Annotated in this window: 1 protein-coding gene; it reads right to left on the bottom strand. The window is 57.7% G+C overall.

The window, feature by feature from the left end; genetic code table 11:
* Positions 1-717, bottom strand: a 717-nt coding sequence (locus E0L37_RS21225; protein ID WP_133493625.1) for a transposase, incomplete at both ends; no start/stop codon positions are given.

The following is a 717-nucleotide window of genomic DNA, read 5'->3' as shown; positions in this document are numbered from 1 at the left end:
GGGTTCAATACGTCCTGGTCGATTCCCCACACGCTGCTGGCCGATCAGACGAAAGAGTTCCGTTAAATCGTCACTGGTATGGCAAGCGAGCCGTTGTTGGTACCAAGCCTGCCAGCATTGCAGCGCGTGTTTGAAGCTCAGCGTGCGAGGCAATACCTTCGCCAACACGGCGGACGGCACCATCAGAAGCCGCACCAGATTGTAGGCCAGAAGGTACACCCACAGTTCCTTTTCCGCCATCTCCGGTGTTTTACAGCTCAAGGCCTCCATCCCCAGTGTGGTCTTGATGTGCCGGATATCCAGCTCAACATGCCAGCGGCTGCGGTATAACGCTTTCAGCGCCTGGCGCGGTGCCCGTGCCGGATCGTACAAGGTAGTAATCAGTACTTTTCCACCCAGCGCCACTTCACGCAAGACGATATCGTCGGGCAGTGCCTGATAGTGCGCCAGACTCATCCAGTCCGGACGCTGGCCAGGCTTACTAATCCGGATCAGATGGTCCTTGTGGCCCAGGCGCTTTCCCTTACGGAAATCTGTTGTCAGTTTGCGAGCGCCATTTTGCGCGAACACGACATCCACACCGCGGGCCAGACAGTCCGCCAGAATCACATAACTACCATACAGACCGTCCCCCAGGAGGATATCGCCGGCATTGAAGCCAGGCAGCAACGAACGGAACAGGGTGTGTTCGCTGGCGCCTTTACCCGCGTAAGGCCC

It is taken from the genome of Alcanivorax sp. 24 (genome assembly GCF_004360225.1).
In the GTDB taxonomy this organism is placed as follows: domain Bacteria; phylum Pseudomonadota; class Gammaproteobacteria; order Pseudomonadales; family Alcanivoracaceae; genus Alloalcanivorax; species Alloalcanivorax xiamenensis.
Note: the sequence above shows the minus strand (reverse complement) of the source record. Positions and strands in the feature narration are given on the sequence as shown.